General features: G+C 74.0%; 19 protein-coding genes and 1 riboswitch. Of the genes, 7 read left to right on the top strand and 12 right to left on the bottom strand.

Translation table 11 applies throughout. The features are described 5' to 3' along the window. Window positions 1-44 precede the first annotated feature (44 nt). Complete coding sequence (locus tag ACIQKA_RS18515; protein WP_402541549.1) at window positions 45-662, bottom strand: isochorismatase family protein; 618 nt, start codon at window positions 660-662, stop codon at window positions 45-47. Window positions 663-834: 172 nt separating this feature from the next. Between ACIQKA_RS18515 and ACIQKA_RS18510 the strand changes: the two genes are divergently transcribed. The 3 genes from ACIQKA_RS18510 (at window position 835) to ACIQKA_RS18500 (ending at window position 3,495) form a co-directional block, all read left to right on the top strand. After that, window positions 835-1,503 carry a TetR/AcrR family transcriptional regulator gene (locus ACIQKA_RS18510; protein WP_383159413.1) on the top strand — a complete coding sequence of 223 codons (669 nt, stop codon included), beginning with the start codon at window positions 835-837 and terminating at the stop codon, window positions 1,501-1,503. Window positions 1,504-1,785: 282 nt separating this feature from the next. Continuing rightward, the gene (locus tag ACIQKA_RS18505) at window positions 1,786-2,784 is read left to right on the top strand and encodes an ArsR/SmtB family transcription factor (RefSeq protein ID WP_383159410.1); all 999 of its coding nucleotides are present in this window, start codon (window positions 1,786-1,788) and stop codon (window positions 2,782-2,784) included. A gap of 189 nt (window positions 2,785-2,973) precedes the next feature. Next, the gene (locus tag ACIQKA_RS18500) at window positions 2,974-3,495 is read left to right on the top strand and encodes an RICIN domain-containing protein (RefSeq protein ID WP_402541547.1); all 522 of its coding nucleotides are present in this window, start codon (window positions 2,974-2,976) and stop codon (window positions 3,493-3,495) included. A 185-nt stretch (window positions 3,496-3,680) separates the two neighbouring features. Here ACIQKA_RS18500 and ACIQKA_RS18495 read toward each other — a convergent pair whose 3' ends face one another. The 4 genes from ACIQKA_RS18495 to ACIQKA_RS18480 all read right to left on the bottom strand — a co-directional run bounded on the left by ACIQKA_RS18495 (window position 3,681) and on the right by ACIQKA_RS18480 (window position 9,405). Beyond that, window positions 3,681-4,331: a thymidine kinase gene (locus ACIQKA_RS18495; protein ID WP_383159406.1), complete on the bottom strand. Its 651-nt coding sequence runs from the start codon at window positions 4,329-4,331 to the stop codon at window positions 3,681-3,683. Window positions 4,332-4,380: 49 nt separating this feature from the next. Then, a complete protein-coding gene (locus ACIQKA_RS18490; RefSeq protein WP_383159403.1) occupies window positions 4,381-5,586 on the bottom strand; it encodes an alkaline phosphatase family protein in 1,206 nt (401 codons plus the stop codon). Then, window positions 5,586-6,182 (bottom strand): DUF5998 family protein, encoded by a 597-nt coding sequence (locus ACIQKA_RS18485; protein ID WP_366378143.1) that lies wholly within the window; start codon window positions 6,180-6,182, stop codon window positions 5,586-5,588. Before ACIQKA_RS18485 ends, ACIQKA_RS18490 begins: the two co-directional genes overlap by 1 nt. 97 nt (window positions 6,183-6,279) lie before the next feature. Beyond that, window positions 6,280-9,405 (bottom strand): GNAT family N-acetyltransferase, encoded by a 3,126-nt coding sequence (locus tag ACIQKA_RS18480; RefSeq protein ID WP_402541544.1) that lies wholly within the window; start codon window positions 9,403-9,405, stop codon window positions 6,280-6,282. Window positions 9,406-9,580: 175 nt separating this feature from the next. Here ACIQKA_RS18480 and ACIQKA_RS18475 point away from each other — a divergent pair, with 175 nt between their 5' ends. Beyond that, window positions 9,581-9,862, top strand: a complete 282-nt coding sequence (locus tag ACIQKA_RS18475; RefSeq protein ID WP_030222698.1) for an HPr family phosphocarrier protein — start codon at window positions 9,581-9,583, stop codon at window positions 9,860-9,862. 148 nt (window positions 9,863-10,010) lie between these two features. On the opposite strand, the gene ACIQKA_RS18470 is transcribed toward ACIQKA_RS18475, so the two are convergent. The 4 genes from ACIQKA_RS18470 to ACIQKA_RS18455 all read right to left on the bottom strand — a co-directional run bounded on the left by ACIQKA_RS18470 (window position 10,011) and on the right by ACIQKA_RS18455 (window position 14,862). Beyond that, complete coding sequence (locus ACIQKA_RS18470; protein WP_402541542.1) at window positions 10,011-10,694, bottom strand: GntR family transcriptional regulator; 684 nt, start codon at window positions 10,692-10,694, stop codon at window positions 10,011-10,013. A 219-nt stretch (window positions 10,695-10,913) separates the two neighbouring features. Further along, window positions 10,914-11,684 carry a M23 family metallopeptidase gene (locus ACIQKA_RS18465; RefSeq protein ID WP_402541540.1) on the bottom strand — a complete coding sequence of 257 codons (771 nt, stop codon included), beginning with the start codon at window positions 11,682-11,684 and terminating at the stop codon, window positions 10,914-10,916. 13 nt (window positions 11,685-11,697) lie between these two features. Next, window positions 11,698-11,860: riboswitch (cyclic di-AMP (ydaO/yuaA leader) on the bottom strand. Window positions 11,861-12,121: 261 nt separating this feature from the next. Next, entirely contained in the window at window positions 12,122-13,489 is a 1,368-nt protein-coding gene (locus tag ACIQKA_RS18460; RefSeq protein ID WP_383441962.1) for a M16 family metallopeptidase, read from the bottom strand. A gap of 26 nt (window positions 13,490-13,515) precedes the next feature. Next, window positions 13,516-14,862, bottom strand: coding sequence for a pitrilysin family protein (locus ACIQKA_RS18455; RefSeq protein WP_366378139.1), 1,347 nt, complete (start codon window positions 14,860-14,862; stop codon window positions 13,516-13,518). A 181-nt stretch (window positions 14,863-15,043) separates the two neighbouring features. Between ACIQKA_RS18455 and ACIQKA_RS18450 the strand changes: the two genes are divergently transcribed. Continuing rightward, entirely contained in the window at window positions 15,044-17,503 is a 2,460-nt protein-coding gene (locus ACIQKA_RS18450; protein WP_383153681.1) for a DNA topoisomerase (ATP-hydrolyzing) subunit A, read from the top strand. A 73-nt stretch (window positions 17,504-17,576) separates the two neighbouring features. On the opposite strand, the gene ACIQKA_RS18445 is transcribed toward ACIQKA_RS18450, so the two are convergent. After that, the gene (locus ACIQKA_RS18445; protein WP_383153678.1) at window positions 17,577-18,629 is read right to left on the bottom strand and encodes a CobW family GTP-binding protein; all 1,053 of its coding nucleotides are present in this window, start codon (window positions 18,627-18,629) and stop codon (window positions 17,577-17,579) included. 324 nt (window positions 18,630-18,953) lie between these two features. Between ACIQKA_RS18445 and ACIQKA_RS18440 the strand changes: the two genes are divergently transcribed. Next, entirely contained in the window at window positions 18,954-20,612 is a 1,659-nt protein-coding gene (locus ACIQKA_RS18440; RefSeq protein ID WP_402541537.1) for an ATP-binding protein, read from the top strand. Further along, window positions 20,609-21,310: a response regulator gene (locus ACIQKA_RS18435; protein ID WP_402541535.1), complete on the top strand. Its 702-nt coding sequence runs from the start codon at window positions 20,609-20,611 to the stop codon at window positions 21,308-21,310. The genes ACIQKA_RS18440 and ACIQKA_RS18435 overlap by 4 nt, the downstream gene beginning before the upstream one ends. A 25-nt stretch (window positions 21,311-21,335) precedes the next feature. On the opposite strand, the gene ACIQKA_RS18430 is transcribed toward ACIQKA_RS18435, so the two are convergent. Next, the gene (locus ACIQKA_RS18430; RefSeq protein ID WP_383153671.1) at window positions 21,336-22,928 is read right to left on the bottom strand and encodes a cation acetate symporter; all 1,593 of its coding nucleotides are present in this window, start codon (window positions 22,926-22,928) and stop codon (window positions 21,336-21,338) included. Then, window positions 22,925-23,410 (bottom strand): DUF485 domain-containing protein, encoded by a 486-nt coding sequence (locus tag ACIQKA_RS18425; RefSeq protein ID WP_383153670.1) that lies wholly within the window; start codon window positions 23,408-23,410, stop codon window positions 22,925-22,927. The genes ACIQKA_RS18430 and ACIQKA_RS18425 overlap by 4 nt, the downstream gene beginning before the upstream one ends. Between the last annotated feature and the right edge of the window lie 77 nt (window positions 23,411-23,487).

The raw sequence follows: 23,487 nt of genomic DNA, 5'->3' as shown, positions 1-23,487 counted from the left end.
GGCGCACCCCGGGTGAACTCCCGGTGCCGCGCGCCCCGGACGGATCAGGCGACCGGCACCGGGTCCACGAGCTCGCCGACCGTGCGGACCACCGTGCCGAACAGGTCGGAGACCGTCGTCAGGCTCGCGGTCGCCAGCACGGCCGGGGGCAGGACGGTGCCGTCCGGCGCCTCCAGGGGGCGGGTGGCGGTGGCCTCGGCGACGACGGCCGGGCGGTAACCGAGCCCGAAGGCGCCCTGGGCGGTGAACAGGACGCACAGGTGGGTCATGAACCCGGCGAGGACCAGGTCGCGCCCGGCGCCGAGGTCCTTCAGGGTCTCCTCCAGGTCCGTGGCGCGGAAGGCGTCGGGGAACTGCTTGACGACCACCTTCTCACCCGCGACGGGGGCGACCTCGGCGCTGATGGATCCGATCTCGGCCCGGATGTCGTACGGGGTGCCCTCGCCGCCGTCGTTGACGACGTGGACGACGGGCGTCCCCGCGGCGCGGGCGGCCGCGAGCAGCCGGGCGCCGGCGGCCACGGCCTCCTCGGCCCCGTCGAGCCGCATGACGCCGGTGCGGTAGGTGTTCTGGAAGTCGATCATGATCAGGACCGACTCGCCCAGACGCGGCGGCTCCTGGGGGAGGCCGATCACCTGGCGCAGGGTGGTGGACGCGGTCATGGCGGTTCCTTCCGGTCGGGCGGGACGGCTCCGACGGGCCGCCCGCGAACGTTTTCAACGCTAACACAGTTCGTAATCATTGATTACAAGCATGCGGACGCCGCTACGGCGCCACCGGCCCACCAGAGGGATTCGCCCAGGTCCGACCTGTTAGCGCTGCTACCGTGGAGGCATGTCGACGGCCCGAGAGCGCATCCTGGAAGCCACCGAGGAACTGCTCGCCACCAAGGACGCCGCGGCGATCTCGACCCGGGCCATCTGCGAGCGGGCGAAGGTCGGCATGCCCGAGATCTACCGCCAGTTCGGCGACAAGCAGGGGCTGCTCACGGCGGTGGCCGACCTCGGCTTCGCGCGCTTCCTCGCCGAGAAGAGGCGGAACCCGCTCACCGACGACCCGGTGGCGGACCTGCGCACGGCCTGGGACAGCCACGTCGCGTTCGCGCTGCGCAACCCGCACCTCTACCGCCTGATGTTCGCGCCGACGGGCGACGCGAAGCCGCAGGCCGTCGAGGAGGCCCGGGCGATCCTGCTGAAGGCCGTGGAGCGCTGCCGCGACGCCGGACGCCTGCGCATGCCCCCCGAACTGGCCGGCCGGTCGATCCTCTCCGCCAACGTGGGCGTGTGCGTGACGGCGCTCTCCTTCCCCGACCTCTTCGGGGACCTCGACGCCTCACGGGCGGTACGGGACGCCGTGATCGACAGGGTCACCGGCGACGAGCGGGAGGACACCCGCGTCGGCACCGCGACCGTCCTGGCCCGGGCCCTGCTGGGCACCCTGACGGGGACGGCGCCCGTGAACGGCGCCGTGCTCGACGCGCTGACGGCGCCTCCGGCGGAATGAATCCCCCGCGGGGCACCGGGCGTGCTCGTCGCCGCCCCGGTCCGCCCGGGGGCCGGACCGCCGTGCGCGGGTGAGCCACGGCGCCGGCGGGCGGGGGCGCGTCCTCGGCGGGGCCGGGCGGCGTCTGGCCTGATGGAGCGTCGTGGGGCCACCGGTCCGGAGCGGGCGGGGGCGCGTCCTCGGCGGGGCCGGGCGGCGTCTGGCCTGATGGAGCGTTGTGCGGCCACCGGCCCGGATCCGAGACTGGCGTGTGCGGACGAGAACGCGGGAACGGAACGCCCGGTGAAACGGATCCACTTCACGGCCCAGGACCTCATGCGGACCCGGCTGGCCGCGACGATCGGTACGGCGGCCGAGACGCTCGACAGCGTGAAGCTGCTGCACGCCCCCGACGCCGGCCTCGCCTTCCGGCGCTGGCGGGTCGCGGTCCGGGGGCGCCTGGACGAACGGGCGCGGCCCCTCCTCGCGCTGCTGCCGCCCCGGGGCCCCGACCTCGACGTGAGGAGCCTGGCGGGCGACTCGGGATGCGTCGAGGAGGCGGTGGAACGGCTGCTGAGCGCTCCCCGCGCCCTGCTCCGCGCCGAGTTCGAGCACATCAGCTTCCGGCCCGCCCACCGCGCCTGGGCCCGCAACCTGGTGGACGGCGACCGCGAGACGTGGCTCCAGGTCACCGCGGCCCTGCGGGCCTGCCACGGCGTGGCCGTCGCCCCGTACGGGAACAGGGTGCGCTCGCACCTGGCCGAGGCCCGCGCCGCGTACGCGAACGCGATGGCCGAGGGCGGGGTCGAGCACCTGCTGAAGACCCTGGGCGGCCCGATGCTGCGCTGGCGGCCGCCGGTCCTCGAACTGGAGCACCCGCACGAGGCGGACGTCCGTCTGGACGGGCGCGGCCTCGTCATCGCCCCCACGCTGTTCTCCACCCGGCGGGCCGAACTGATGCTGTCCGTCCTGGATCCGGCCGAACCCCCCGTCCTCGCCGTCCCGACCGTCACCGACGCCCTGGGCGGCGCGCTGTGGGACGGCGCCGACGCGTCCACCGGGCGGGCGCTGGAGGAGCTGCTGGGGCGCACGCGCGCCGCGGTCCTGGAGGCGGCGGCGGACGGCCGCAGCACCACCGACCTGGCGCGCCGGCTCGGCATCTCGCCGGCGACCGTGAGCCACCACACCTCCGTGCTCCGCGGCGCCGGTCTGGTCGCCACCCGGCGGGAGGGCAAGGCGGTCCTCCACACCGTGACGTCGATGGGCAGGGCCCTGCTGGAGCCGGGCGCGCGCCTCCTCTGACCGGCCGCCGCCCGGGCGCGGGCCGATGGTTTCGACGGGGCTCGAAAGCTTGGCCCCGCCGCCGGCCCCGGGCCTACGGTGAGCCCGCGCCGACCGGCCGCGCCACGAGCCGACCGGCGCGGAGCCGGGCCCGGTCCGGCGCGGAGCCGCCGGAGTCGCTCGCGGCGGCACGACGAGAGGAGGAGAGAGATGCGTGCGCGTTCCTTCCACAAGGGGGCACTCGTGCTTCTGGCCGCGGCCGGAGTCCTTGCCACCGGCGCCACGGCGGTGACGGCCCGTCCCGCGGACCGGCCGGCGCCCCGGGCGATCGCGGTCGCCGGGACGGGCACCGGCGCCGGCGTCCTGGGCGCGGCCGACGTGGTCCAGACGTTCGCGAACATGGCCACCGGGTCCTGCCTCGACGACAGCCGGCAGTACGGCCTGCGCGGGTACGGCTGCAACGGCGGCGTCCACCAGAAGTGGAACGTGCACGTCTGGAACGACGGCACCCGTCAGCTCCGGAACCTCGCGACCGGCGAGTGCCTCTACGACGACGGCGTCACGCTCGCCACCCGGGCCTGCGACTCGTCGCGCGAGCAGAGCTGGTTCGCGCACAAGAGCGGCGACCGGGTGAGCTTCCGGAGCCAGGCGACCGGCGAGTGCCTGGACGACAGCGAGTACGGTCTGCGGACGATCACGTGCTACTGGAACCGCTACCAGACCTGGCGCTGAGCCGGGCCCGCCCGGCCGGGACCCACCGTCACGGGGGTCGGTGGGTCCCGGCCGGGCGGAGGCGTCGGGTCCGGTCGTCGGGCCCCGTCCGGGCAGGGCGCCGGACGGGGGATACGGCAGGCGGTCCCGGCGTCCGGCGGTCCCGGCTCCCTGAAGTCCCTGTTCCCGGCCCGGCCGGAGACGCGTCAGGCCTGGTTGACCGGGAGGACGTCCGGGGAGAGGGCGCCCGCGTGCGCCGAGGCCGCGGTCATCCGCTTGCGGTGGTGGCGGCGGCAGAGGACCTCGTAACCGATCTCCTCCGCCGGGCGGTTCACGTCGCCGACCACGACCTGCTCGCCCTCGACGACCATCTCCCCGCCCACCGTACGGGCGTTGTGGGTGGCCCGGGCACCGCACCAGCACAGGGCCTCGACCTGGAGCTGCTCTATGCGGTCCGCCAGCTCGATCAGCCGCTGCGAACCGGGGAAGAGCTTCGTGCGGAAGTCGGTGGTGATGCCGAAGGCGAAGACGTCCAGTCCGAGGTCGTCGACGATCCGGGCGAGCTGGTCGATCTGCTCGGGGGCGAGGAACTGCGCCTCGTCCACGATCACGTAGTCGGCCTTGCCGCCCTGGGAGAGCTGGCCGACGAGGTACGCGTACACGTCCATGCCGCGCGGTGCCTCGACCGCCTCCGTGACCAGGCCGAGCCGGGAGGACAGCTTGCCCTCGCCCGCCCGGTCGTCACGGGTGAAGATCACGCCCTGGAGGCCGCGCGCGTCGCGGTTGTGGGCGATCTGGAGCGCCAGGGTGCTCTTCCCGCAGTCCATGGTTCCGGAGAAGAAGACCAGCTCGGGCATGACGGGGCGGGGACCTTTCGGGGCGTGGAGAAGAAGGGGAGGGAGGGGGTCAGGAGCGCACTTCGAGCAGCGGGACGAACTGCTCGGCGGGGGTCATGGACCCGTGCATGCCGGCCATCGCGGACTCGTGGGGCTCGTTGACGGAGGCCGTGATGGCCACGTCGTCGTGGGCCGCCGCGACGACGTCCCCGATCCGGCCGTACACGCGCTCGTCGACCTCGTCCCCGAACCAGCCGAGGGCGATGGCCTCGTCGCGGCTCGCGACCCAGAACTGCTCGCCGACGACCTCGCGCCAGCAGGTGAGGACGTCCGCCTCGGCGCCGGGCACGGCGTAGACGTGGCGGGCGCGTCCCTCGCCGCCGAGGAGGGCGACGCCGGCGCGCAGCTCCCAGTCCTCGTCGAAGTCGATGCGGTGCCGCTCGTCGAAGGGGATGTCGACCATGCCGTGGTCGGCCGTGACGTACAGGGCGGAGCGGGGCGGCAGTTGCCCGGCGAGCCGCTGCACGAGCCGGTCGACGAACATGAGCTGGCCGCGCCAGGCGTCGGAGTCGATGCCGAAGCGGTGCCCGGCGCCGTCGAGTTCGCTGTAGTACGTGTAGACCAGCGAGCGGTCGCCGGCGGCGAGCTGCTCGGCGGCGAAGTCCATGCGCTCCTCGCCGGAGAGCCGTCCGTGGAACGTCCCGCCGCTGAGCGCGATCTGGGTGAGCGGGGTCTGCTCGAAGATCGGGGAGGACACCTGGGCGGTGTGGATCCCGGCCTCGTGGGCGAGCCGGAAGACGGTGGGGTACGGCTGCCAGACGCGCGGCGCGGTCCACGGCTTCCAGCGCAGCTGGTTCATCAGCTCGCCGGTGTCGGGGTTGCGCACGGTGTAGCCGGGCAGCCCGTGGGTGCCGGGGTGGCGGCCGGTGCCGACGGAGGCCAGCGAGGTCGCGGTGGTGGCGGGGAAGCCGGCGGTGATCGGCCGTCCCGTGCCGCCCCGCGAGGAGCCGAGGAGCGAGGTCAGGTAGGGCGCCTCGTCCGGGTGGTCCTTGATCTGCTCCCAGCCGAGCCCGTCGATCAGGAAGACGCAGTTCCGGTCGGCCGGGGCGAGTTCGGCGATCCGCGGGGCGAAGCCGGGCACCTCCTGGCCCGCGACGAGCGTCGGCAGGAGGTCGCCGAGGGAGCCGGTGGCGTACTCGGGCACCGGCGCGGTCTCCGGGGCGAGCGGGACCGGGTCGTCGGGCCAGCCGTGGGACACGGCGGCGGGCTGTCCCATCAGCGGGCGGTGGCGGCGGTGGCCGCGGTGGCTTCGGAGAGCGCCTGGGCGAAGGCGAGGGTCTGCCGGACGGTGTCCGGGCCGTCCCCGGCCTCGCTCACGCGCAGGCTGAGGTCGTCGGCGGTGGCGTTGCCGGTGTAGCCGTGGTCGGCGTCGCAGTTGGCGTCGCCGCAGGCGGCGGGCTCCAGGTCGATGCGGGAGACGGCGCCCCAGCCGATGGTGAGGACCACCTCGCGGGGCAGGGTGCCCGGCGTGTACGACTCGGGGTTGGCGACCACGCGGCTGACGACGACCGACGAGATCCGGTCGAGCTTCACGGACTCGGTGGACGTCGTGGCGTACGGGGTCGGGGAGCTGGTGTCGGCGGCCTGCTCGTCGGTGTGGCTGACGATGAAGCGGTTCGGCGTCAGGACGAGGACGGTGACGTGGCGGCGGACCTCGTTCGCGTCGAAGGTGGTCTCCTGGTGCACCACGTACGACGCGACGGCCTCGCCGCCGACGGCGGCCTCCACCGCCTCGGCCACGAGGGCCGGGTAGTAGCCGCTGCGCTCGATCGCCGCGCGCAGCCCCTGGGTCGTCGTACCGGTCTTCGCCATGGACTCCATCCTAAGCCCCGGGTAAGGACGGCTCGGCCGGTTGCGGGGGCGGCGGGGGCGCGGGAAGGGCGGGGGGCTGTGACATCCGACTCCTCCGTCAGTAGTTCGGCAGGCTGCGCGGGCCGAGGTCCGTGCGGGGCGGGGGCGGGGCCAGGCGGACGGTCGCGCCGAGGACGGAGAGGCCCCGGGGCGCGACGACCACCGGCTCCAGGGAGACGGCGACCACCTCGGGGTGGTCGTCGACGAGCCGGGAGACCCGGAGGAGGAGTTCCTCCAGGGCCGGGGTGTCGACGGGGGCGGAGCCGCGCCAGCCGAAGAGGAGCGGGGTGGTCCGGAGGGAGCGGACGAGTTCCGCGACGTCCCGGTCGGTGGCCGGGACCAGCCGGTGGGCCGTGTCGCCGAGGAGTTCGGAGGCCGCGCCCGAGAGGCCGAAGGAGAGGACGGCGCCGACGGCCGGGTCGATGGCGGAGCGGACGACGGTGTCGACGCCCCGGGGCACCATGGCCTGGACGACCGGCTGGAGCTCCTCGGGCTTGCCGAGGACCTCGGTCAGCTCGGCGTAGGCGGTGCGGAGCTGTTCCTCGGTGGCCAGGTCGAGCCGGACGCCGCCGAGGTCGGGGCGGTGGCGGAGGTGCGGCGCGGTCGTCTTGAGGGCGACGGGGTAGCCGAGCCGGGCGGCGGCCGCGACGGCGGCGTCGGGCGCGGGGGCGGGCAGGGTCGGCAGGACGGTGATCCCGTACCGGGCCAGCAGTTCGCCGGCCTGGTCGGTGCCGAGGGTGACGCCCCGCGGGTCCGCCTCCGCGCCGCCGAGCACCCGCCGGATCAGGGCGGCGGCCCCCGCCTCGTCGATGTCCTCGTACTCGGGCACCCGCCCGGGCTCGGCCGCCTGCCGCCGCCACTGCCCGTACCGCACGGCCTCGGCGAGCGCCCGTACGGCCCGTTCGGCGGCGGGATAGGCGGGGATGGTGACCGGCCCGGGGCTCCGGACCGGCCCGGGCTGCGGCACCGGTTCGGTGGCGGACGCCGGTTCGGCGGCGGACGCCGGTTCGGCGGCGGACGCCGGTTCGGCGGCGGACGCCGGGGCGGGCGTGGGTGCCGGGGCGGGTGCCGGGGCGGGCGTGGGTGCCGGGGCGGGCGTGGTGGATACGGGCGTGGCGGGCGTAGGCGCCGGCGTGGCGGGTGCGGAAGCACTCGCGCCGGGACCGGTCCCCGCGCCCGTCCCCGTGCTCCCGCCCGTACCCGTATCCGCCCCGGCGGTCCCCCGCCCCGCCGCCGGCGGCCTCGTGCTCGTCGCCACCGCCAGGGCCTCCGCGAGGCCGCCCATCTCGACGTGGACGACGACGACCGGCTTCGTCGGGGCGGGCGCGGAGGCGACGGCCTCGCGGAGGGCCGCCGCGAGGACCTCGCCGTCGCCGGACTCGGTGGCGCCGTCCTCGCCGACCCACGGGATCGCGGTCACGACGACCGCGTCGGAGGTCTCGTCCGCGAGGGCCGCCGCCAGCGCGTCCCGGAAGTCCGCCGGCACCGCCCCGGTCGTCAGGTCGAGGGGCCGCAGCGGGCGCAGCCCCTCGGTGAGGCAGGCGTCGTACGTGAGGAGGCCGAGCGACTCGGAGTTGCCGAGGATCGCGACCCGGGGCCCGGTGGGCAGCGGCTGGGCCGCGAGCAGCAGCCCGGCGTCCACGAGCTCGGTGACGGTGTCGACGCGGATCACCCCGGCCTGCCGGAGCAGCGCGGAGACCGTGGCGTGCGGGATGCGGGTGACGGGCACCCGGTGGCCGGGCGGGGCGCTGCCGCTGTGCCGGGCGCCCTTGACGACGACGACCGGCTTGACGGCGGCGGTGCGGCGGGCGAGCCGGGTGAACTTCCGGGGGTTGCCGATCGACTCCAGGTAGAGGAGGACGACGTCGGTGCCGGGGTCGTCGTACCAGTGCTGGAGGAAGTCGTTGCCGGAGACGTCGGCGCGGTTGCCGGCCGAGATGAAGGAGGAGAGCCCGGCGCCCCGCCGGTGCAGTCCGGCGAGGAGGGCGATCCCGATCGCGCCGGACTGGGTGAAGAGCCCGATCCGACCGGCGGCCGGCATCTGCGGCGCGAGCGAGGCGTTGAGCCGGACGTCGTCGGCGGTGTTGATGATGCCGAAGGCGTTGGGCCCGATGATCCGCATGCCGTACGAGCGGGCCTGCCGCACGAGCCGGCGCTGCCGCTCGCGGCCCTCCGGCCCGCTCTCGGCGTACCCGGCGGAGAGGACGACGAGGCCCCGCACCCCGTGCTCGCCGCAGTCCGCGACGGCCTCCGGCACCCGTTCGGCCGGGACGGCGACGACCGCCAGGTCCACGGGCTCGCCGATGGCGCCGACGGAGCGGTACGCGGGGACCCCGTCGAGGCGGGCCGGGCCTGCGTCGCCGGTGTCGCCGGTCTCGGGGAACGCGGCGTTCACCGCGTACACGCGTCCGGTGAAGCCCGCTCCGAGGAGGTTGCGCAGGACGGTGCGGCCGACGCCGCCGGGCGTGCGGCCGGCGCCGACCACGGCGACGGAGCCGGGCGTGAGCAGCCGCTGGACGGAGCGGGCCTCGGCGCGCTGCTCACGGGCGCGCTGGACTGCGAGGGACCGGTCGGTGGGTTCGAGGTCGAGGTGGAGCCGTACGGAGCCGTCCTCGAAGCTGCGCTTCTGGGTGTAGCCCGCGTCGGTGAAGACCTTGATCATCTTGGTGTTGGCGGGGAGCACCTCGGCGGCGAAGCGCCGGATGCCCCGCTCGCGGGCCACCGCCGCGATGTGTTCGAGCAGGGCGGAGGCGACGCCCCGGCCCTGGTGCGCGTCCTGGACGAGGAAGGCGACCTCGGCCTCGTCGGCCGGGGCGGAGGCGGGCAGGCCGCGGTCGTCGATGCGGTCGTAGCGGACGGTGGCGATGAACTCGCCGCCGACGGTCGCCGCGAGTCCCACCCGGTCCACGAAGTCGTGGTGGGTGAAGCGGCGCACGTCCTTGGCGGAGAGGCGCGGGTAGGGGGCGAAGAAGCGGTAGTACTTCGACTCGTCCGAGACCTGCTCGTAGAAGCTGACGAGCCGGTCGGCGTCGTCGGTGGTGATGGGCCCGATGCGCGCGGTGCCGCCGTCGCGGAGCACCACGTCCGCCTCCCAGTGGTCGGGGTAGGCGTGCTCCGGTGGTGCGGCCCGTACCGGCTCCGCCTGCGGTTCCGCCGCTTCCGACTGCTCCGACGCGCTCTGCATGGGGTCAGCCTACGACCGGGACGCGCCGGGAGCACCGGTCGCGCGGCGGGGGTGCGCGTTGCAAGGTGGGGGGAGCCGAGAGGCGGTCCGGTACGGGCCGGAGGTCGGCGTGAGCACCTCGCATCCCGTGAGAGACTGGTCTAGACAACCCGCTTGAGACTTGAAGGGCAACACCATGGCTGAGCGCCGCGTCAACGTCGGCTGGGCCGAGGGCCTGCACGCCCGCCCCGCGTCCATCTTCGTCCGTGCCGCCACGGCTTCCGGCGTTCCGGTGACGATCGCCAAGTCCGACGGCACTCCCGTGAACGCCGCCTCCATGCTCGCGGTGCTCGGCCTGGGCGCGCAGGGCGGCGAGGAGATCGTGCTCGCGTCGGACGCCGAGGGCGCCGAGGCCGCTCTGGACCGCCTCGCGAAGCTGGTCGCCGAGGGCCTGGACGAGCTCCCCGAGACCGTCTGACCCTTCCCATGACACCGAAAGGCCGTGGCCGCCGGAATTCCGGCGGCCACGGCCTTTCACTTTTCCACTCCCGATCCCCCGCCGCCCCTATTTCCGGGCAGCACGAAAAGCCCTGTGGAATTTCTATTCTTTGTATACGGTGCGCGTGTTAATTCCGGACGCTCGTCGTGTTGACGACGTGTTGCGAAACCCTCACGCGCCCCCGCTCCGGCCTCTTGAGCCGGTGCAGCGGCAGCGAGCGCTCCGCGTGCAGCGCCGTGAGGGCCCTCGCCCGCTCGGCGTCGCCGCGCGCCACCGCGTCCACGATCGCGCCGTGCTCGGCCCAGGCCTCCACCGGCCGCTCGGGCTGCTCGACGGCGTACATCCAGGCGATCTTGTGCCGCAGCTGGGTGAGCAGCGCGGTCAGCGGCGGACTGCCGGAGGCCTGCGCGAGCGTCTCGTGGAACCAGCCGCCCAGCGAGCGCAGGTCCTCGCCCTGACCGCGCCTGGCCCGCTCCTGGCCCAGCCTGACCAGGCCGCGCAGCACCTTGAGGTGGGCTTCGGTGCGCCGCTGCGCGGCCCGCGCGGCCCCCAGCGGTTCGAGCAGCGACCGCATGTCGAGCAGGTCGGCCGCCTCCTGCTCGGTGGGCTCGGCGACGTGCGCGCCCGCGTGGCGGCGGGTGAGGACGAAGCCCTCGGACTCCAGGGTGCGCAGCGCCTCGCGGACCGGGACGCGGGAGACCCCGTACCGGCGGGCGAGCTGCTCCTCGGTCAGCCGGCCGCCCCGCTCGAAGACGCCGGAGACGATGTCGTCCCGGATCGCCGTGCACACCGAATGCGCGGGAATGCGCATGTCCGACCTCCGCCTTGGTCCGCGCGAGACAATTCGAGCGGCGCCTGTTCTGCGCCTGGTCCGCGACTCTATTGCAGCCCGCCGGAATTTCCGATGCCCCATCGGAATCCATGACGGCCTTTTGGCCGACGGCAGGACGGCGAAAAGCCCCGGCTCAGTACGAGCCGGGGCTTTTGCCACGCGGGGGGCCCGGGGGCCGGGGGCGCGCGGGACGCCGGGTCAGACGGCGACGCCGCGGGCGCGGAGGTAGGAGATCGGGTTGATGTCGGAGCCGTAGTCGGCGCCCGTGCGCGCCTCGAAGTGGAGGTGCGGCCCGGTCGAGTTGCCGGTCGAGCCCGAGATGCCGATCTGCTGGCCCGGCTCGACGGTCTGGCCGACGTACACCCCGATGGAGGAGAGGTGACCGTACTGGGTGTACGTGCCGTCGTGCATCCGGATGACGATGTTGTTGCCGTACGCGCCGCCCCAGCCGGCCTCGACGACGGTGCCGGAGCCGACGGAGACGACCCGGCTGCCGTAGGCCGCGTGGAAGTCGACGCCGGAGTGGCTGCCGGAGGACCAGAGCGAGCCGCCGGTCCGGTAGCCGGTGGAGACGTACGAGCCGGCGATGGGGAGCTGGAAGGAGTTCAGGCGGTGGCGCTCGGCCTCGCGGGCGGCGCGGGCCCGCTCCTCGCGGATCTCCTTGGCGCGGGCCTCGGCCTTGCGCTTCGCCTCGGCCTGGGCCTTCTGCTCGGCGACGGCCTCGAAGGCCTCGCGGTCCTGGGCGTCGGCCTGGGCGTTGAGCCGGTCGACGAGGGAGTCCTCGGCGATCACCTTGGTGAGGCCGGTGTCCTCGGGGGAGCGGTTGTCCGTGTCGGCGGCGAGCGCCGGGGATGCCAGGGTTCCGATGACTCCGGTGGTGGCGAGGGTCGCCACTCCGGCGATGCCCGCGCCGCGGCGCGCCATCCGGCTCGGACCACGATGCTTCCCGGTGGCACGGGTGAACGCCATGAAGACGTTGTTCCTTTCCTTCCTTCTCGCCTACCGGGTTAGCTGACGGGTTCGGAGCAGGAAGGTCTCCTACGGGCCCCTCCGCGCGAGGCGAAGGCGTCCGATTCACCCCAGGGACTGCGTGGGTCCCCGGCTCCCCAGGCTCGCGCCTGACGGGGACTCGGCGATGACTGTCCGGTGCCGCGGGCGCGGCGGGTGCAACTGGCGAACAGTCGCACCGACGCTATGCGGAGCCCCAGTCGATCACCAACCGAACATGCCCTTTTGTAAGACATGCCACAGACCAGATGATCACTTTGGCGCCAATACGGACAATTCACGGGGGTGTCCCCCGTGCGGTTCCCGCGCCGACGGCCGGAAGGTACCTGACGGTTCGTCACGTCGGGGTCCTTCCGGCCGCCCGGCCGGCGGTGGACCGCCGGCCGGGCAGGGGTGGGTCAGCCGGTGACGACGGTCACCTCGCCGATGCCGAGCGCCCGCACCGGCTCCGCGATCTGCGCCGCGTCGCCCACCAGGACCGTGACGAGCCGGTCCACCGGGAAGGCGCTGACCACGGCCGCGGTCGCCTCGACGGTGCCGGTCTCGGCCAGGCGCGCGTACAGCTGGGCCTGGAAGTCGTCCGGGAGGTGCTGCTCCACCTGGTCGGCGAGCGTCCCGGCGACGGAGGCGGCCGTCTCGTACTTGAGCGGCGCCACCCCCACCAGGTTCTGCACGGCGGTCTCCCGCTCGGCGTCCGTGAGCCCCTCGGCGGCCAGGGTGCGCAGCACCTTCCACAGGTCGTCCAGGGCGGGGCCGGTGGTGGGCGTGTCGACGGAGCCGCTGATGGCGAGCATCGCGGCGCCGTTCCCCTCGGCGTCCGAGCGGAGCACCTGCCCGAAGGCCCGCACGCCGTACGTGTAGCCCTTCTCCTCGCGCAGGACCCGGTCCAGACGCGAGGTCAGGGTCCCGCCGAGGCAGTACGTACCGAGGACCTGGGCCGGCCAGACGCGGGCGTGCCGGTCGGGGCCGATCCGGCCGATGAGGAGCTGGGTCTGGACGGCGCCGGGGCGGTCCACGATCACGACCCGGCCGGTGTCGTCGGCGGTGATCGGCGGCATCGGCAGCGGCTCGCCGGGCTCGCCGGTCCAGGCGCCCAGCGTCTCCGCGAGGACCTTCTCCAGGTCGATCCCGGTCAGGTCGCCGACGACCACGACGGTGGCCGTGGCGGGCCGCACGTGCGCCTCGTAGAAGGCGCGGACCGCGGCGGCGTCGATCGCCCCGACGGTCTCCTCGGTGCCCTGGCGCGGCCGGGACATCCGGGAGTCGGCCGGGAACAGCTCCCTGGAGAGCTGCTTGGCGGCGCGCCGGGCCGGGTTGGCCGTCTCGTGGGGGATCTCGTCGAGGCGGTTGCGCACCAGGCGCTCGACCTCGGTGTCCAGGAACGCCGGGGCGATCAGGGCCTCGGAGAGCAGCCCGAGCGCCTTGGGCAGCCGGGAGACCGGGACCTCCAGGGAGACCCGTACGCCCGGGTGGTCGGCGTGCGCGTCGAGGGTGGCGCCGCAGCGCTCCAGCTCGGCCGCGAACTCCTCGGCGCTGTGCTGGTCGGTGCCCTCGGAGAGCGCGCGGGCCATGATGGTGGCCACGCCGTCGAGACCGGCGGGCTCGGCGTCCAGCGGGGCCGGCAGGAAGAGCTCCACGGCCACGACCTGCTGGCCGGGGCGGTGGCCGGTGAGGACGGTCAGGCCGTTCTCCAGGGTGCCGCGGTCCGGGGCCGGGAAGGCCCAGGGGCGGGCGGTGCCCGGCGTCGGCTGCGGGTGGAACTCCATGCTCGTCAAAGACGCGGCAGCCTCGGTCACTGCTCCGCCCCCTCTTCCTCGTCGCTCTCGCTCTGTTCGGTGCTCAGCGGCTCGTAGACCAGGACCGCGCGGTTGTCCGGGCGCAGCCGGGCCGCGGCGGCCTCCCGGACCTCCTCGGCGGTGATGTCGAGGACGCGGTCGACTGCGGTGAGGGCGAGCTGCGGGTCGCCGAACAGGACGGCGAACCGGCACAGTTCGTCGGCGCGGCCCGCGACGGTGCCGAGCCGGTCCAGCCACTCGCGCTCCAGCTGGGCCTGCGCGCGCTCCATCTCCTCGGGCGTGGGGCCCTCGGCGGCGAACCGGGCGAGCTCCTCGTCGACGGCCGCCTCGATCTCGGGGACCTCGACGCCGCCGGACGTCTTGACGTCCAGCCAGCCGAGCGAGGGCGCCCCGGCGAGCCGGAGCAGGCCGAAGCCGGCGGCGACGGCCGTGCGGTCCCGGCGGACCAGGCGGTTGTGCAGCCGGGAGGACTCCCCGCCGCCCAGGACCGTCAGGGCCAGGTCGGCGGCGTCGCACGCGCGCGTGCCGTCGTGCGGCAGCCGGTAGGCGGCCATCAGGGCGCGCGCCGGGACCTCCTCCTCGACGACCTCGCGGAGCTGCTCGCCGATGACGTCGGGCAGCTCGCCGGAGCGCGGCGCGGGCTTGCCGTCGTGGCCGGGGATGGAACCGAAGTACTTCTCGATCCAGGCGAGGGTCCGCTCCGGGTCGATGTCGCCGACGACGGAGAGCACCGCGTTGTTCGGGGCGTAGTACGTGCGGAAGAACTCCCGCGCGTCCTCCAGGGTGGCCGCGTCCAGGTCGGCCATGGAGCCGATCGGCGTGTGGTGGTACGGGTGGCCCTCCGGGTAGGCGAGCGCGGTCAGCCGCTCGAAGGCCGTGCCGTACGGCACGTTGTCGTAGCGCTGGCGGCGCTCGTTCTTGACGACGTCCCGCTGGTTCTCCATGGACTCGTCGTCCAGGGCGGCGAGCAGCGAGCCCATGCGGTCGGCCTCCAGCCAGAGCGCGAGCTCCAGCTGGTGCGTGGGCATGGTCTCGAAGTAGTTGGTGCGCTCGAAGCTCGTCGTGCCGTTGAGCGAGCCGCCCGCGCCCTGCACCAGCTCGAAGTGGCCGTTGCCGTGGACCTGCTTCGAGCCCTGGAACATCAGGTGCTCGAAGAGGTGGGCGAGCCCCGTGCGGCCCCGGACCTCGTGGCGCGAGCCGACGTCGTACCAGAGGCAGACCGCGGCGACCGGGGTCAGGTGGTCCTCCGAGAGCACCACGCGCAGGCCGTTCGCCAACCGGTGCTCGGTCGCTGTCAGGCCGCCGGAGCCGGCCTCGGCCGTGGCCGTGTGACCCATGGGCATGTACGTCCCTTCGATCGCGATGTGAAAAAGTCCTGCCACTGTATGCAAGCGCGCCGACACCTGGCGAAGTTCCCGTCCCCTCCAGATGTCCCTCTTCCGGGTCGCGGTCGGCGTTGTCGGTGGCACGGTCCACAATGGTCCGCGTCAGATCAACCTTGTTGGTGAAGGAGCCGCAGCCGCGATGGCCCGCCGCAGCACGAAGACACCGCCGCCGGACGACGCGTACGAGGAGAGGATCCTCGACATCGACGTCGTCGACGAGATGCAGGGCTCCTTCCTCGAGTACGCGTACTCGGTGATCTACTCGCGCGCGCTCCCGGACGCCCGCGACGGCATGAAGCCCGTCCAGCGCCGCATCGTCTACCAGATGAACGAGATGGGGCTGCGTCCCGACCGCGGCTTCGTGAAGTGCGCCCGGGTCGTCGGCGAGGTGATGGGCAAGCTGCACCCGCACGGCGACGCGTCGATCTACGACGCGATGGTCCGCATGGCACAGCCCTTCTCCATGCGCCTCCCCCTCGTCGACGGCCACGGCAACTTCGGCTCCCTCGGGAACGACGACCCGCCGGCCGCCATGCGGTACACCGAGTCGCGGATGGCCCCGGCCGCGCTGCTCATGACCGAGTCCATCGAAGAGGACACGGTCGACTTCGCGCCGAACTACGACGGCCAGGAGCAGGAGCCGGCGGCGCTGCCCGCCGCCTACCCGAACCTGCTGGTCAACGGCGCGTCCGGCATCGCGGTCGGCATGGCGACCAACATGCCCCCGCACAACCTCGGCGAGGTCGTCGCGGCCGCCCGCCACCTGATCCGGCACCCGAACGCCGACCTCGAGACGCTGATGCGCTTCGTGCCCGGCCCGGACCTGCCGACCGGCGGCCGGATCGTCGGCCTCTCCGGCATCAAGGACGCGTACGCCTCGGGGCGCGGCTCCTTCAAGATCCGCGCCACCGCGACCGTGGAGACCGTCACGGCGCGCCGCAAGGGCATCGTCGTGACCGAGCTGCCCTTCACGGTCGGCCCCGAGAAGGTCATCTCCAAGATCAAGGACCTGGTCGGCTCCAAGAAGCTCCAGGGCATCGCGGACGTCAAGGACCTCACCGACCGCAGCCACGGCCTGCGCCTGGTCATCGAGGTCAAGAACGGCTTCGTTCCCGAGGCCGTCCTGGAGCAGCTCTACAAGCTGACGCCGATGGAGGAGTCCTTCGGCATCAACAACGTGGCGCTCGTCGACGGGCAGCCGCTCACCCTCGGCCTCAAGGAGCTCCTGGAGGTCTACCTCGACCACCGCTTCGAGGTGGTCCGCCGCCGCTCCGAGTTCCGCCGCACCAAGAAGCGCGACCGGCTCCACCTGGTCGAGGGCCTGCTCGTGGCGCTGCTCGACATCGACGAGGTCATCCGCCTCATCCGGGAGAGCGACAACTCCGCGCAGGCCAAGGAGCGCCTGATGGAGCGCTTCTCCCTGAGCGAGATCCAGACGCAGTACATCCTGGACACCCCGCTGCGCCGCCTCACCAGGTTCGACCGGATCGAGCTGGAGGGCGAGCGCGACCGCCTCAACGGCGAGATCGACGAGCTGACCGGGATCCTGGAGTCCGACGCGGAGCTGCGGAAGCTGGTCTCGGCGGAGCTGGCCGCGGTCTCCAAGAAGTTCGGCACGGACCGCCGCACCGTCCTGCTGGAGTCGGCCGGCACGGCCGTCGCGGCCACGTCCCTCCAGGTCGCGGACGACCCGTGCCGGGTGCTGCTCTCCTCGACCGGTCTGCTGGCCCGTACGGCGACGGAGGCGCTGCCCCCCACCGAGCCGGACGCGAAGCGGGTCAAGCACGACGTGATCGTGTCCGTGGTGGCCGCCACCCAGCGCGGCGAGGTCGGCGCGGTGACCTCGGCCGGCCGGCTGCTGCGGATCTCGGTGATCGACCTGCCCCGGCTGCCGGACACCGCGTCCACGCCGAACCTGGCGGGCGGCGCGCCGCTGTCGGAGTTCCTCTCCCTGGAGGCGGACGAGACGGTGGTCTGCCTGACGACCCTGGAGGAGGCCTCGCAGGGGCTCGCCCTCGGCACGCTCCAGGGCGTGGTGAAGCGTGTGGTGCCGGACTACCCGGCGAACAAGGACGAGCTGGAGGTCATCACCCTCAAGGACGGTGACCGGATCGTGGGCGCAACCGAGCTGCGGACGGGCGAGGAGGACCTGGTCTTCATCACCTCCGACGCCCAGCTGCTGCGCTACCCGGCGTCCCAGGTGCGGCCCCAGGGCCGACCCGCGGGCGGCATGGCGGGCGTCAAGCTCACCGCGGGCGCCGAGGTCATCTCGTTCACGGCGGTCGACCCGGCGGCGGAAGCGGTGGTCTTCACGGTCGCGGGCTCCACGGGCGCCCTGGACGCCTCCGCCGGTACGTCGGCGAAGCTGACGCCCTTCGACCAGTACCCGCGCAAGGGCCGCGCGACCGGCGGCGTCCGCTGCCAGCGCTTCCTGAAGGGCGAGGACGTCCTGACCCTGGCCTGGGCGGGCGCCACCCCGGTCCGCGCCGCCCAGAAGAACGGCACCCCGGTCGACCTCCCGGAGATCGACCCCCGCCGCGACGGCTCGGGCACCCCGCTGCCGAAGCCGGTGGAGGTGCTGGCGGGCCCCGCCAGCTAGGGCGTGTGCCGAAAGCAGCGCCGTCTGCCCGAAGGGCAGACGGGGCCTGTAGGGAACGGGAGCCGGAGGAGACCTAGAACAGGGTCTCCTCCGGCTCCTCCTCCGTCTGCGGCACGTACCGCAGGAGGCCCCACATGCTGGACTCGTCGAGCACGTCCTGCGTGCCGTCCAGCTCGCAGGCGGCGAGCTCCTTGCGCAGACCGGCCGCGTCGATGCCGGAGCCGATCAGGACGAGCTGGGTGAGGCGCTCCTCGCCGGCCGGCCAGGGCTCCGGGTAGAAGCGCAGGAAGCGTCCGACGGCGTGCACGGCGTAGCGGTTCGCCGGGTCGGCGGCGCCGAGGTCGATGAACCCCTTGATCCGGTAGAGCCCTTCGGGCCGGGAGTCGAGGAACGCCATCAGGCGGCGCGGGTGGAGCGGCGTCGAGGCCGTCAGGGAGAGGGTCTCGTAGGACGCGTGCGCGTGGTCGGCCTCGTCGGAGCCGTACAGGACGTCCTCGATCGACATCTGGCCCTCGATCTCGTCGTCCGGCACGACCCGGTCGAAGAGCAGTTCCGGGTCGACGCGCCCGTGGGAGGCCTCGATCACGGCGGCGCGGCCGGCGAGTTCCGCCACCGTCTCCCGTACGCTCCGCAGCTCGTCGGCGGAGACCCGGTCGGCCTTGTTGACGACCACGAGGTCGGCGACGGCCAGGTGCCGGTCGGTCCCGGGGTGCCGCTGCCGGGTGGCCCCGAACTCGGCCGCGTCGACGACCTCGACGAGCCCCCCGTACACGATCCGCTCGTTCTCGCTGGCGAGGACCATGCGGACCAGCTCCTGCGGCTCCGCGAGTCCGCTCGCCTCGATCACGATCACGTCGAGCCGGGACTCGGGCCGGGTCAGGACCTCCAGGTACTCGTCGAGCTCACCGGCGTCGACGGCGCAGCACAGACAGCCGTTGCCGAGGGAGACGGTGGAGCCGACCTGGCCGGCGACGGTCATCGCGTCGATGCCGATGTCGCCGAAGTCGTTGACCATGACCCCGATGCGGGTGCCCCGGGCGCTGCGCAGCAGATGGTTGAGGAGCGTGGTCTTCCCGGCCCCGAGGAACCCTGCCAGGACGACGACGGGGATCTGCTGCGTGGTCAAGGGACGTGCCTCCGGTCGTGCTCGGTCGTGGTGCCCGCGACGTGCCGCTCCGCGGGAAAGGCCCAGGATAGGCGGGCCGCGGGCCCGTGACGGGCTTCCGGGACGGAGCGGGTGCGTGCGGGCGGGTCGGGTGCCGCGGGGCGGGCGCCCCGGAGCGGGTTCGGGTCCCCCGGGCGGGTGCCGGGGGGCAGGGCTTCGGGTCGCTCGGGGCGGGCTCCGGTCCCCCGGGACCTACCCCCGCTCCGGCGCCGCACGCCTCCCCTCCCCCGCTCCCGGCCGCCGCTCATTTCCGGTGCCGGGTCGTGTCCCCGTACCTTTTCGGGCATGGACCCCGTACGGACCCGATCCCCGCGCCCCCTCACGCGCCGTCGGCGGTTCGGGTGGCCCCGGAGGGTGTTCTCGCAGGTCCTGCTGATGCAGCTGGCCGTCGCGACCGGGGTGACCGTCCTCGCCACCGGCCTCTTCCTGGCCCCGCTGAGCGCCCAGCTCGACGACCAGGCCATGCGGCGGGCCCTGGCCATCGCCGGGACGACCGCCTCGCCCCGGCTCGCCGCCGACCTCATCGGCGGCCCGCCGTCCGCGCGGGGCCGGGTGCAGACGGAGGCCGAGCGGGTCAGGACCTCCACGGGCGCCGAGTACGTCGTCGTCATGGACGTGCGCGGGGTGCGCTGGTCGCACCCCGACCCCGCGCAGATCGGCAGGGTCGTCTCCACCGATCCGAGCGCGGCCCTGTCCGGGCGGGAGGTCATGGAGATCGACAGCGGCACGCTCGGCCGGTCGGCGCGCGGCAAGGTGCCGCTGCGCGACGCGGACGGGCGGACCGTCGGGGCGGTCTCCGTCGGCATCGAGTACGACAGCGTCCGCGACCGGCTCCTCGGCGCGATCCCCGGCCTCCTCGCCCACGCGGGCGGCGCGCTCGCGGCCGGCGCCCTGGCCGCGTACCTGATCTCCCGGCGGCTCCAGCGGCAGACGCACGACCTGGCGTTCTCCGACATCTCGGCGCTCCTGGCCGAACGCGAGGCCATGCTGCACGGCATCCGGGAGGGCGTGGTGGCCCTGGACCGCAACGGCTCCGTGCGGCTCGTGAACGACGAGGCGCAGCGGCTCCTCGGCCTCGGCCCGGAGGCGGCGGGACGGCCGCTCGACGAGGTCCTCGGCCGGGGCCGCACCGCCGACGTCCTGGCGGGCCGGGTCACCGGCGAGGACCTGGTCACGGTCCGGGGGCACCGGGTGCTGATCGCGAACCGGATGCCCACGGACGACGGCGGCGCGGTGGCGACCCTCCGCGACCGCACCGAGCTGGAGCACCTCGGCCGCGAGCTGGACGCCACCCGGGGCCTCATCGACGCCCTGCGCGCCCAGGACCACGAGCACGCCAACCGGATGCACACCCTCCTCGGCCTCCTGGAGCTGGAGATGCACGAGGAGGCGGTGGAGTTCGTCACCGAGGTGGTCGGGGTGCACCGGGTGACCGCCGAGCAGGTCACCGAGAAGGTCCACGACCCGCTCCTGGCCGCGCTGCTCGTCGGCAAGACCACCGTCGCCGCCGAGCGCGGCGTCTCGCTGCGGCTCGCGCCGGACTCGCTCCTTCCGGACCGGCTGGTCGACCCGCGCGAACTGGTCACCGTCGTCGGCAACCTGGTCGACAACGCCCTGGACGCCGCCGGCGGCACCCCGGACGCCCGCGTCGGCGTCTCCTTCCGCTCCGAGGGCCGTGCGGTCGTGCTGCGGGTCTCGGACAGCGGCCCGGGGGTGCCGGAGGAGCGGCGCGAACTGATCTTCGCCGAGGGCTGGACGACGAAGGCCCCGCCGTCCCACGGGAGGCGGGGGCTCGGCCTCGCCCTGGTGCGCCGGCTCGCCGAGCGCCGGGGCGGCACCGCGACCGTGGCCGGGGGCCCCGGCGGGGCCGAGTTCACCGTCGTCCTCCCCGACGCCCTGAGCGACGTCCCGGCCTCCCCGGAGCCGGCCGGGGAGGTGCGATGACCGACGTGCCCATCAACGTGCTCGTGGTGGACGACGACGTGCGGGTGGCGCGGATCAACGCCGCCTACGTCGCCAAGGTGCCCGGCTTCCGGGTCGTCGCCACCGCCCACTCGACCGCCGGGGCGCTCGCCGCCCTGGACGAGCGGCCGGTGGACCTGGTGCTCCTGGACCACTACCTGCCGGACGAGAACGGCCTCGCGGCGGTGCGGAAGCTCCGCGCGCGCGGCCACCAGTGCGACGTGATCATGGTGACGGCGGCCCGGGACGTGGCCACCGTGCAGGCGGCGATGCGGCACGGCGCCCTCCAGTACCTGGTCAAGCCGTTCAACTTCGCCGGTCTGCGCGGCAAGCTGGAGGCGTACGCGACGCTCCGCCGCGCGCTGGAGGGCGGGGGCGAGGCCGAACAGGCGGAGGTGGACCGGATCTTCGGGGTCCTGGCGGCGGGCTCCGTCGCCCCCGACCTGCCGAAGGGGCACTCCCCCACCACGGCCGAGCTGATCCGGCAGGTGCTGCTCGCCGCCGACGGGCCGCTGTCCGCGCAGGAGATCGCCGAGCGGTCGGGCGTCAGCCGCCAGACCGCGCAGCGCTACCTCAAACTCCTGGAACGGACCGGCCGGGTGCGCCTCTCGCTCCGGTACGGGGAGACGGGCCGCCCCGAGCACCGGTACGCCTGGGCGGGCTCCCCGCCCACCGCCTGACCCGGCCGGGTCCTCTCCGCGCGGATCAGACCGCTCCCGCGCCGGTCAGCGCCCGGACCTCGGTCTCCGCGTGCCGCGCCTCGTCGGGCGGCTCGGTCGAGGTGACCGTGCCGATCCATCCGGCGAGGAAGCCGAGCGGGATGGAGACCACGCCCGGGTTCTGCAGCGGGAAGAGGTGGAAGTCGACGCCGGGGAACAGCGACTCGGGGCTGCCGGAGACGACCGGCGAGACCAGGACGAGCAGGACGGCCGGGACCAGCCCGCCGTACACCGACCAGACCGCGCCCCTGGTGGTGAACCTCCGCCAGAACAGCGAGTAGAGCAGCACCGGCAGGTTGGCGGAGGCGGCGACGGCGAAGGCCAGGCCGACGAGGAAGGCCACGTTGAGGTCGCTGGCGAGCAGTCCGAGGCCGATCGCGGCGGCTCCGATCACCACCGCGGCGACCCGGGCCACGGCCACCTCGCTGTACTGCTTGGCGTGCTTGCGCCGCAGCGAGGCGTACAGGTCGTGGGCGACGGAGGCCGAGGAGGCGAGGGTGATCCCCGCGACGACGGCGAGGATGGTCGCGAAGGCGACGGCGGCGACGACCGCGAAGAGCACCGTGCCCCCGGTGGAGCCCGCGCCGCCCCCGAGGTCGAGCGCGAGCAGCGGTACGGCGGTGTTCCCGGCCGCGTTGGACGCCCGGACCTCGTCGGGGCCGATCAGGGCGGCCGCGCCGAAGCCGAGCACGATCGTCATCAGGTAGAAGCTGCCGATGAGTCCGATGGACCAGACGACGGAGCGGCGGGCGGCGCGGGCGGTCGGCACGGTGTAGAAGCGCGACAGGATGTGCGGCAGGCCGGCGGTGCCCAGGACCAGGGCGAGGCCGAGGCTGATGAAGTCCAGGCGGGCCGTCCAGTCGCCGCCGTAGCGGAGCCCGGGGGCGAGGAAGTCGAGTCCGTGGCCGCTGCGTTCGGCCGCGCTGGAGAGCAGGCTGTTCACGTCGCCGTGGAAGCGGAACAGGACGAGGACGCTGAGCGCGACCGTGCCCGCCATGAGCAGGACCGCCTTGACGATCTGGATCCAGGTGGTGGCCCGCATGCCGCCGAGCGACACGTAGATCACCATCAGGGCGCCCACCCCGATCACCGTCCAGGAGCGGGCCGCCTCGCCGGTGCCGCCGAGGAGCAGGGCGACCAGGCTTCCGGCGCCGACCATCTGCGCCACCAGGTAGAGCACGGAGACGGCCACGGAGGACGTTCCGGCGGCGATCCGCACGGGGCGCTCGGCCATCCGCGCGGCGACGACGTCGGCCAGGGTGAACCGCCCGCAGTTGCGGACCAGTTCGGCGACGAGCAGGAGGACGACGAGCCAGGCGACGAGGAATCCGACGGAGTACAGCATGCCGTCGTAGCCGTAGAGCGCGATCAGGCCGGAGATGCCGAGGAACGACGCCGCCGACATGTAGTCGCCGGCGATGGCGAAGCCGTTCTCCAGGGGCGAGAAGAGGCGTCCCCCGGCGTAGAACTCCTCCGCCGAGCCGCGCCGGCTGCGGCTCACCCAGGTGGTGATGCCCAGGGTCACGGCGACGAAGACGCTGAACAGCACGAGGGCCAGGGTCTGGTGGTCTCCGGTCATCGCCGCGCCGCCCCTCGGGTCATCTCCTGCGTGTCCCAGCGGAGTTCAAGGGCCGCCCGGTCCCTGCGCAGCCGGGCGTGGCGCGCGTACGCCCAGGTCAGCAGGAAGGTGGTGAGGAACTGGCCGAGGCCCGCGACCATCGCCACGTTCACCGCTCCGGCGACCGGCCGGGCCATGAACCCCGGCGCGGCGGTCGCCGCCACGACGTAGGCGAGGTACCAGGCCAGGAAGGCGAGGGTGGCGGGGAAGACGAACCGGCGGTAGCGGCGGCGCACTTCCTGGAAGGCGGGGCTCCGCTGGACCTCCAGATAGATCTCCGCCGCGCCGGCGACCCGCTGGCGCGGCACCGCGCCCAGGCGTTCGTCGCCGGTCGCCCCGGCCTCCGCGCGCCCGTCCGGGGCGGCGGTCGGCGCGTCGTCCCAGGGGTCGTCGACCGGCACCGCCGAAGCGCCGCGCCCCTCCTGCTTGTCCACCTGCTCCACCGGTCCAACTCTCCTTGTCAGCGAACCGTTTCGGCCGCGTGCACAAGGATGGACAGAGCGGGAACTTCCCGGACTCT

The organism is Streptomyces sp. NPDC092045, assembly GCF_044756005.1.
GTDB lineage: Bacteria > Actinomycetota > Actinomycetes > Streptomycetales > Streptomycetaceae > Streptomyces.
The sequence above is the reverse complement of the archived record's forward strand: the minus strand, read 5'-3'. Positions and strand labels throughout refer to the sequence as shown.

Excerpts from the sequence above, each read along its gene's own strand:
- ACIQKA_RS18515 (WP_402541549.1), bottom strand. The coding sequence starts at position 662 with ATGACCGCGTCCACCACCCTGCGCCAGGTGATCGGCCTCCCCCAGGAG.
- ACIQKA_RS18510 (WP_383159413.1), top strand. The coding sequence starts at position 835 with ATGTCGACGGCCCGAGAGCGCATCCTGGAAGCCACCGAGGAACTGCTC.
- ACIQKA_RS18500 (WP_402541547.1), top strand. The coding sequence starts at position 2,974 with ATGCGTGCGCGTTCCTTCCACAAGGGGGCACTCGTGCTTCTGGCCGCG.
- ACIQKA_RS18495 (WP_383159406.1), bottom strand. The coding sequence starts at position 4,331 with ATGCCCGAGCTGGTCTTCTTCTCCGGAACCATGGACTGCGGGAAGAGC.
- ACIQKA_RS18490 (WP_383159403.1), bottom strand. The coding sequence starts at position 5,586 with ATGGGACAGCCCGCCGCCGTGTCCCACGGCTGGCCCGACGACCCGGTC.
- ACIQKA_RS18485 (WP_366378143.1), bottom strand. The coding sequence starts at position 6,182 with ATGGCGAAGACCGGTACGACGACCCAGGGGCTGCGCGCGGCGATCGAG.
- ACIQKA_RS18480 (WP_402541544.1), bottom strand. The coding sequence starts at position 9,405 with ATGCAGAGCGCGTCGGAGCAGTCGGAAGCGGCGGAACCGCAGGCGGAG.
- ACIQKA_RS18475 (WP_030222698.1), top strand. The coding sequence starts at position 9,581 with ATGGCTGAGCGCCGCGTCAACGTCGGCTGGGCCGAGGGCCTGCACGCC.
- ACIQKA_RS18470 (WP_402541542.1), bottom strand. The coding sequence starts at position 10,694 with ATGCGCATTCCCGCGCATTCGGTGTGCACGGCGATCCGGGACGACATC.
- ACIQKA_RS18465 (WP_402541540.1), bottom strand. The coding sequence starts at position 11,684 with ATGGCGTTCACCCGTGCCACCGGGAAGCATCGTGGTCCGAGCCGGATG.
- ACIQKA_RS18460 (WP_383441962.1), bottom strand. The coding sequence starts at position 13,489 with ATGGAGTTCCACCCGCAGCCGACGCCGGGCACCGCCCGCCCCTGGGCC.
- ACIQKA_RS18455 (WP_366378139.1), bottom strand. The coding sequence starts at position 14,862 with ATGCCCATGGGTCACACGGCCACGGCCGAGGCCGGCTCCGGCGGCCTG.
- ACIQKA_RS18450 (WP_383153681.1), top strand. The coding sequence starts at position 15,044 with ATGGCCCGCCGCAGCACGAAGACACCGCCGCCGGACGACGCGTACGAG.
- ACIQKA_RS18440 (WP_402541537.1), top strand. The coding sequence starts at position 18,954 with ATGGACCCCGTACGGACCCGATCCCCGCGCCCCCTCACGCGCCGTCGG.
- ACIQKA_RS18435 (WP_402541535.1), top strand. The coding sequence starts at position 20,609 with ATGACCGACGTGCCCATCAACGTGCTCGTGGTGGACGACGACGTGCGG.
- ACIQKA_RS18430 (WP_383153671.1), bottom strand. The coding sequence starts at position 22,928 with ATGACCGGAGACCACCAGACCCTGGCCCTCGTGCTGTTCAGCGTCTTC.